7 protein-coding genes are annotated in these 7,292 nt (G+C 44.0%); 2 read left to right on the forward strand and 5 right to left on the reverse strand.

Annotated features, from left to right (window positions below; translation table 11 throughout):
* The 3 genes from F6K20_RS17275 to F6K20_RS17285 form a co-directional block, all read right to left on the reverse strand.
* The coding region (locus F6K20_RS17275; RefSeq protein ID WP_287295427.1) for an ABC-ATPase domain-containing protein at positions 1-1,678 on the reverse strand (1,678 nt) is incomplete at its 3' end.
* Positions 1,679-2,075: 397 nt separating this feature from the next.
* Positions 2,076-3,293, reverse strand: a complete 1,218-nt coding sequence (locus tag F6K20_RS17280) for a hypothetical protein (RefSeq protein WP_287249548.1) — start codon at positions 3,291-3,293, stop codon at positions 2,076-2,078.
* Positions 3,294-3,735: 442 nt separating this feature from the next.
* Positions 3,736-3,864, reverse strand: a complete 129-nt coding sequence (locus F6K20_RS17285) for a hypothetical protein (RefSeq protein WP_267872113.1) — start codon at positions 3,862-3,864, stop codon at positions 3,736-3,738.
* Between the two features lie 63 nt (positions 3,865-3,927).
* On the opposite strand from F6K20_RS17285, the gene F6K20_RS17290 reads away from it, so the two are divergent.
* Positions 3,928-4,410, forward strand: a complete 483-nt coding sequence (locus F6K20_RS17290; RefSeq protein WP_008190332.1) for a M67 family metallopeptidase — start codon at positions 3,928-3,930, stop codon at positions 4,408-4,410.
* Between the two features lie 34 nt (positions 4,411-4,444).
* Positions 4,445-5,617, forward strand: coding sequence for a molybdopterin-synthase adenylyltransferase MoeB (moeB, locus tag F6K20_RS17295; RefSeq protein WP_008190334.1), 1,173 nt, complete (start codon positions 4,445-4,447; stop codon positions 5,615-5,617).
* Positions 5,618-6,046: 429 nt separating this feature from the next.
* Here the strand turns inward: moeB and F6K20_RS17300 are convergent, their stop codons facing one another.
* Both F6K20_RS17300 and F6K20_RS17305 read right to left on the reverse strand, forming a co-directional pair.
* Positions 6,047-6,646 (reverse strand): DJ-1/PfpI family protein, encoded by a 600-nt coding sequence (locus tag F6K20_RS17300; protein WP_008190336.1) that lies wholly within the window; start codon positions 6,644-6,646, stop codon positions 6,047-6,049.
* A 286-nt stretch (positions 6,647-6,932) separates the two neighbouring features.
* Positions 6,933-7,292: DUF4351 domain-containing protein (locus tag F6K20_RS17305; protein ID WP_287295429.1), on the reverse strand; the 360-nt coding region annotated here is incomplete at its 5' end.

Raw genomic sequence — 7,292 nt, forward strand, 5'->3', positions numbered from 1 at the left:
TATTCAGCGCTGCTGCTAATTCCAAGGGGCGGAATTGAACTAAATCCCCTTCAGGAAAGAACGTTAGTACATCGAATCCTTCTTCTTCAATATCCCTCATCACCAGAGCTAAAATTTCCGATAGGGTCAACCGTTCATCGATATAATGCTCTTTAGCATAAACAAGAGCTTTGGAAATTGCTCTTAACTGACCTACTTCTACAATCTGCTCAACAGCAGATAAATCAATATTTTCTGCACCAAACCCTACTTCATCTACATCTCGGACTTTCAATTTTACGGCTTTGCGTCCACGACTGGGGTCAATCCCATGGGCTAATGGTACTCGTGGGGTAATAGTGCCAAAGTGTTTCCCGCCTTCAGCGCTGCGTTCGGTAAAGTATTTTTCGGCAATTAACTGAGCCTTTTCCGTGACATCCTGGGGTTGGAAGTTGTCCATGGCAATGACCGTATCGGCTACATCAAAGTAATCTCCACTGCCTCCCATGACTAATATAGTAGAGACACCATACTCGGTATAGAGCTGTTGGACTTTATCAATAAATGGTGTAATCGGTTCTTTATCTTTAGCAATCAGCTCCTGCATACGGCGATCGCGAATCATAAAGTTAGTTGCTGCTGTGTCTTCGTCTACCAACAGTAACTCGGTACCGGCCTCCAGTGCTTCCATAATATTTGCGGCCTGGGAGGTGCTACCACTAGCATTGGTGGTGGAAAATTTTTCAGTGGAGCGACCTTGAGGTAATTGATTAATAAATGGGGAAATATCTACACCAGAAATCCCCCGACCATCTTCAGCCCGAATCTTGACGGCGGTGGGATTGGTGACTACTAATTCCCGTCCATCTCCAGGAATATGATTGTAAACTCCTAATTCAATGGCTTTGAGCACTGTGGACTTGCCATGATAGCCACCTCCTACAATCAAGGTGATCCCTTCTGGGATTCCCATACCGGTAATTAATCCTCGATTGGGACAAGTGAATGCGACTTGAAGTGTCTTGGGAGATTGAAATGCGATCGCATCCTCTTGTAATGGTTTGTCATCCACCCCACTGGAGCGTGGCAAAATAGCACCGTTAGGAATAAAGGCAACTAATTCACGGGGTCCGAGCTGTTGACGCAGCCAATCGGCATCTTCCACTGTTTCTACATGATGCTTAATCTCAGCTGGATCGAGGACTTCATACTTGATGGATTGGTCAATAATATCAGGGATATCTTGGCATAGCATTTCTGCGGCCTGACGCCCAGAAATCCGACGACCACGAGCTGGTAATCCTACCACAAACCGGATTTCTACCCCTTGATCACTAACCAAAGCGGAGGTGCGCTCCAGCACGGATTGTCCGACACGGGTAATGGCAATCAAGCCACTATTCCCAGTACCCCGCCGACAGCTCATTTCCCCAGCTACCCAATCAAATGAGCGAGTTAGATAATCTTCTAGGGCAATGGCTCGGCTGTCAGTTCGATAAAGCTCACTGGGGAAACCAGCCACTGACTGGGGTAAGTACACGCGCACTTGGCTAGGAGAGGCAAAGGGGTCTCCCTGAACCCTGTCAATCACTAGAGTGAAATCTGGAAACTGATAGCTGCCCTTGATATCTCTGTAGGATTTGTAGCTGCGGTCATCGAGTTGTAGGAGTAAAGACTCCAATTGATTGCTAGTGGCCATAATTGCAAGCAGAAAATTGCTTGTTAATTGTCAATGGTTACTACCAACTTGTCAATTAACAAGGGATTAATGACTGTTGACTGTTGACTGTTGAGTACCCTGATGACTATTGAGTAATGACTTAAGCTATCAGCTATCAGCTATCAGCTATTAGCTATCAGCTATCAGCTATCAGCTATCAGCTATCAGCTATCAGCTATCAGCTATTAGCTATCAGCTATCAGCTATTAGCTATTAGCTTATGGGCTACGCCCACGCTGTCTTGATTCAGTCGCTACTTGAGGTGCTTTTGAATATAACAGGTAACTATCTGTTTAATGTGACTTCCGTCTGCATACTTGATAACTGACCACTGACCGCTGACCACTGACCGCTGACCGCTGACCGCTGACGTTTACTAACTTGACTGCTCTGAGAGATTTACTAGACTTAATTCTTGCAGTGATTTTTCCAGAGCAGCAGTTTCCCAATAGAGCTTAATTGCTCCATGGAAGTTAGGATTTACTGTAATATCGTCTATAGTATAGACGTTAACAAATCCGAATTGAATTGCTTTTATAACAGCCTTTCTGGGAATCAATTCAACATATTTTTTCAAGTAACCAGCACTTATATTCAGCGATACATCAATGCGATGATAATTACCCACATTCACAAACCCAAACATCTTAATATCAATTTCAGATTGTTCATGGAAAACGGCTTGTTGTAGGGTTAAAGCACCAGCTTCAATCAGTTCTTCCATTTGGCCGGCGTCTGCCAAGTTTTGCCTAAATAATCCCAGCAGCTTCCCTAAAGTAGCCTCATCTTGATCCTTAAGTACGACTTCTAAGTCTATTCCCAGCTTCTCTTCATTTACAGAGTTTTTGATCAATGCGATCGCACCTTCTCTGAATCCCTGATCTTGTGTTGGAGGATTCTGTCTCAACCCCTGATCTTGTGGTGGTGGATTCTGGTTGAACAGTAAGCTGGGTTGCTCACCACTTTGTTGACTGCTATCATATCTATCAATTAAGCCAAACTTAAGTAATAGTTTGTCAATACCTAAAATTTGCTTTTGGGCAGCTTGCCATAGCATTGTTCTGAGGTTAGTCCTAAATTCCCCGATCGGATTTAATAACCACCAAGCTTTACGAGACAGAGACTTTTTGGAAAGATGATTCCCCTTATTCCATTGATTTTTCAGCTCCTGATCGCTAAGGTAACGGGACTGAAACGGTAAGGACGAGTCGGGAATAGAGATTAGTAGTTTTCCGCCCTCATAGGTTAAGCCAGGGGTAAAAATTTTATCTATTTTAATTTCAATCTCATGGAGTTGGAAGATACTGGTGGGTTGACCGAGGATGCTGATTTGAAAATATTGAAGAAATTCTCCTACTGCCTCCATTTGTTGTAAGGCCAACTTTTTTACTGACTTAAAGGGAATATTTTTACCGATTTTTACAGATATATTGTAAACCTGATCCAATGGTATAATGTTGCTAATCGAAATTTTACGACGTTGCAAGCAGTCTATTACTTCCCGGTCATGGTGTTTAAAAATATTGGCAGCATTCTCCTGAAAAAAAAATCGATACTCTTCGTTGTTTGCTGTTATAGTGCGGTTAGGAGTCATATCAAACCCTGGTCCTTAATGACTTGTTAATTGAAAATTTACGATTGAGACTTGTGACTTGAGACTTGTTAATTTAAATTTGACCAACACTGAAGACTAATACGTATTACACCCGACAATATCTTACCTATTACAAGTGATATTATAGTTGATAATTTGATAATTGATAATTTTTGGTTAACGGTTGACAGTTGACGGTAATATACACGTAAGCTATCAGCTATCAGCTATCAGCTATCAGCTATCAGCGAACAGCGATTAGCGCTACGTAAGCATTCAGCCGTCAGCTATCAGCGAACAGCGATTAGCGCTACGCCCATGCTACCTGAACAGCTAAAGGTCTGTGGCCACGCTACACCGAACAGTTTATGCCCATAGCTTAGGCTACTAATGGTGCTTTTGAATAAAATAACCTGACGGCTGACGGCTGATAGCTGAATGCTTACGCACTACAGATGGTGCTACTTGAGTGGCCATTGGCCTGTGGCCACGCTACACCGAACAGCTTTTGAATAAAATAAGCTGACGGCTGACGGCTGACGGCTGTTGGCTTAGCCTGCGCGTAGCGCATATGCTTACATATACACTCAACTGTGAACAAAAAAGAGTTGCATCAAGACATGGTGATGGTTAAATGGGTATGGGCTTAAGACTGGACAGTGAGCATCAACTGGCAATTCAAAATCACGCAGAGAGCACCTATCCTGAAGAGTGCTGCGGTTTACTATTGGGTAAGCACCGGGGTGATGTGAAAACGCTGGTTGAGGTATTACCCACACCGAACAACTGGGATGCTGAAGCAGCTGATGCCTATCCTACGGTTGAGGGCAAACATCAGGGAGATTATAGCAGACAGCGCCGATTCAGCATTGCTCCTGAGGTGCTAATGCGGGCACAAAAAGACGCACGCGATCGCAATCTCGATATAATCGGGATCTATCACTCTCATCCGGATCACCCAGCGGTACCTTCAGAATTTGATCGTGCGATCGCTTGGCAGCAATACTCGTATATTATTGTTGCTGTTGAGGAAGGTAAAGCGTGTGACTTCAGAAGTTGGAGCCTGGATGAACACCACCAGTTCCAGCCAGAAGAAACTATCATTATCAAAGGTTAAGTCCTGAGTCTTACCGCTTCAAACCCAACATGCCATGTTAAATCCCAATCTAGATGAAATCCAATTAAGTAAAGACGAATACGAACGTTACTCCCGACACCTGATTTTGCCCGAAGTTGGCTTAGAAGGACAAAAACGTCTCAAAGCTGCCAGTGTCCTATGTATAGGTAGTGGTGGATTAGGTTCACCCCTATTGCTCTATCTTGCTGCTGCTGGAATTGGAAACCTAGGTCTAGTAGATTTCGATGTTGTAGATAGTTCTAATCTCCAACGTCAGGTAATTCACGGGACGTCGTGGGTAGGTAAACCCAAAATTCAGTCGGCCAAAGAGCGGATTCTAGAAATCAACCCTCACTGTCAGGTAGACCTCTACGAAACCCTGCTGAATTCCGAGAATGCCTTGGAAATCATGGCACCCTATGACATTATCGTCGATGGTACAGATAACTTTCCCACCCGTTACCTAGTCAATGATGCCTGTGTACTTCTGAATAAGCCAAACGTCTATGGCTCTATTTTCCGGTTTGAGGGACAGGCGACAGTGTTTAATTACGAAGGTGGTCCCAACTACCGCGACTTGTTCCCTGAGCCCCCACCACCAGGAATGGTACCTTCCTGTGCCGAAGGAGGAGTTTTGGGCATTCTGCCAGGAATTATTGGTGTGATCCAAGCAACGGAAACGGTCAAAATTATTTTAGGCAAGGGGGATACCCTCAGTGGACGTTTGTTGCTGTACAACTCTTTAAATATGACCTTCCGGGAATTGAAACTGCGACCGAATCCAGAACGACCGGTGATTGAGAAGTTGATTGACTATCAACAATTCTGTGGCATTCCCCAAGCTCAAGAAGAGGAAGCCAAACGCCAGATGGATATCAAAGAGATGAATGTCCAGGAGCTCAAGGAACTCATGGAAAGTGGTGCGGATGATTTTGTTTTGATTGATGTCCGCAATCCCCATGAGTATGATATTGCTAAGATTTCTGGCTCAGTGCTAGTGCCATTACCGGATATTGAACAAGGTTCTGGTGTAGCAAAAGTCAAGGAACTGGTTAATGGTCATCGCTTGATTGCCCATTGCAAAAAGGGAGGTCGCTCAGCGAAAGCCTTGGGAATTTTGAAAGAGGCTGGTATTGAAGGGATTAATGTTAAAGGGGGTATTACCGCCTGGAGTCAGGAAATTGATTCATCAGTACCGCAATATTAAATCAAGTATGAAGGATGAAACGGATCTATAGCTTTTCTTGCAGGCGTTGCTGATTATGGGTATGGTTTCGCCCCCCTAACCCCCCAATTCTGGGGGGAAAAAAACTCTAAAAGTCCCCCAAACTTGGGGGATTTAGGGGGCTTCAACAAAACCAGATGATCGCGCATTCATTCCTTAATTCAGCAACGCCTTCTTGCATTTATGAGGTACGCTTCTCAACTTAAAAGTCCCACTTTTTAAGGGAAACGGGGGATCGCTTTGTACCTCATAGCTATAAGACTTGCTATATTGGTTTATTCCTGATGCTTGATTTGATAGTTAAAAGTGATAGTTAAAAGTCATTAATCGTAGGGTGGGCAGTGCCTACCAACGCGCTTTGCAAGCTTCATTATCTGTCTGGTGCACTGCCCACCCTACATGAACTTTCGACTAAACCACAACTGGGTCTAAATGCTCGATGCGAGTACCTAAAACTTTGAGGAATTCTGCTAGCCACTGGGGATGAGCAGGCCAAGCAGGAGCTGTTACTAAATTACCGTCTACTATTGCTTGATCTACTGGGATGTCAGCATAGGTTCCACCAGCACGGGTAACATCGGGACCACAGGCTGGATAAGCGGAACATTTTTTACCCTGGATTACATCTGCTGCTGCCAACAATTGAGCACCATGACAAATTGCTGCGATTGGTTTGTTGGCTTGGGCAAAGTGCTGCACGATTTTGATCACATCTTGATTGAGGCGGATGTATTCTGGTGCTCGCCCCCCTGGAATCACTAGGGCATCATAATCTTCAGGATTGATCCCATCAAAAGTGGCATTGAGAGTGAAGTTGTGACCAGGCTTCTCCGTGTAAGTCTGGTCTCCTTCAAAGTCATGAACCGCTGTGCGAACAATGTCCCCAGCTTTTTTGTCAGGACAGACAGCATCAACGGTATGTCCTACCATCTGCAACCCTTGGAACGGAACCATCACTTCGTAGTCTTCTACAAAGTCACCTACGAGCATTAAGATTTGCTTTCCGGCCATGTTATTACTCCTGTGGTTTGAATCGGAATAGCTCTTGACCAATCTTAATGTATCAAGGTTCTGACGTTGTTCGCGTAGCGTGGCCTTTTGGCCAAGGTTGTCTGTCAGAATGTAGAATGTAGAATGCAGAATGTAGAATGTAGAATGCAGAATGCAGAATGCAGAATGCAGAATGTAGAATTCTTAATTCTTAATTCTTAATTCTTAATTCTTAATTCTTAATTCTTAATTCTTAATTCTTAATTCTTAATTCTTAATTCTACATTCTTAATTCAAAAATTGGGATTTAGTGCTCCAACCAAACCGCTAAATCTGTTACTGTCTCAAAATCCAACAACGCTTCACTCAATTCCTCCAATCGAGTAATCGATAATCCCTCAATCTGCTGTTGGAGCACAGGGTCAAGTAAACCTAACCTCAGGGTTAGCTGACGCATCACAATTAATACCGCTTCCTCCTGCTTTCCGCGCTGGAGTCCCTGCTGGAGTCCCTTTTGGACTCCCTTTTGGATAATATCTTGATAGGTGACTGATTCTTCCATAACTTCCTCCCTTAACAATCGACGAACTAATTCTTGATCAAACCGCAAACCAGCCAGTACATCCACACAAGCTGCTAGGTTTCCCCGTAATGGTTTTTCTTCAAT

The organism is Moorena sp. SIO2C4 (genome assembly GCF_010672485.1).
Classification (GTDB): domain Bacteria; phylum Cyanobacteriota; class Cyanobacteriia; order Cyanobacteriales; family Coleofasciculaceae; genus Moorena; species Moorena producens.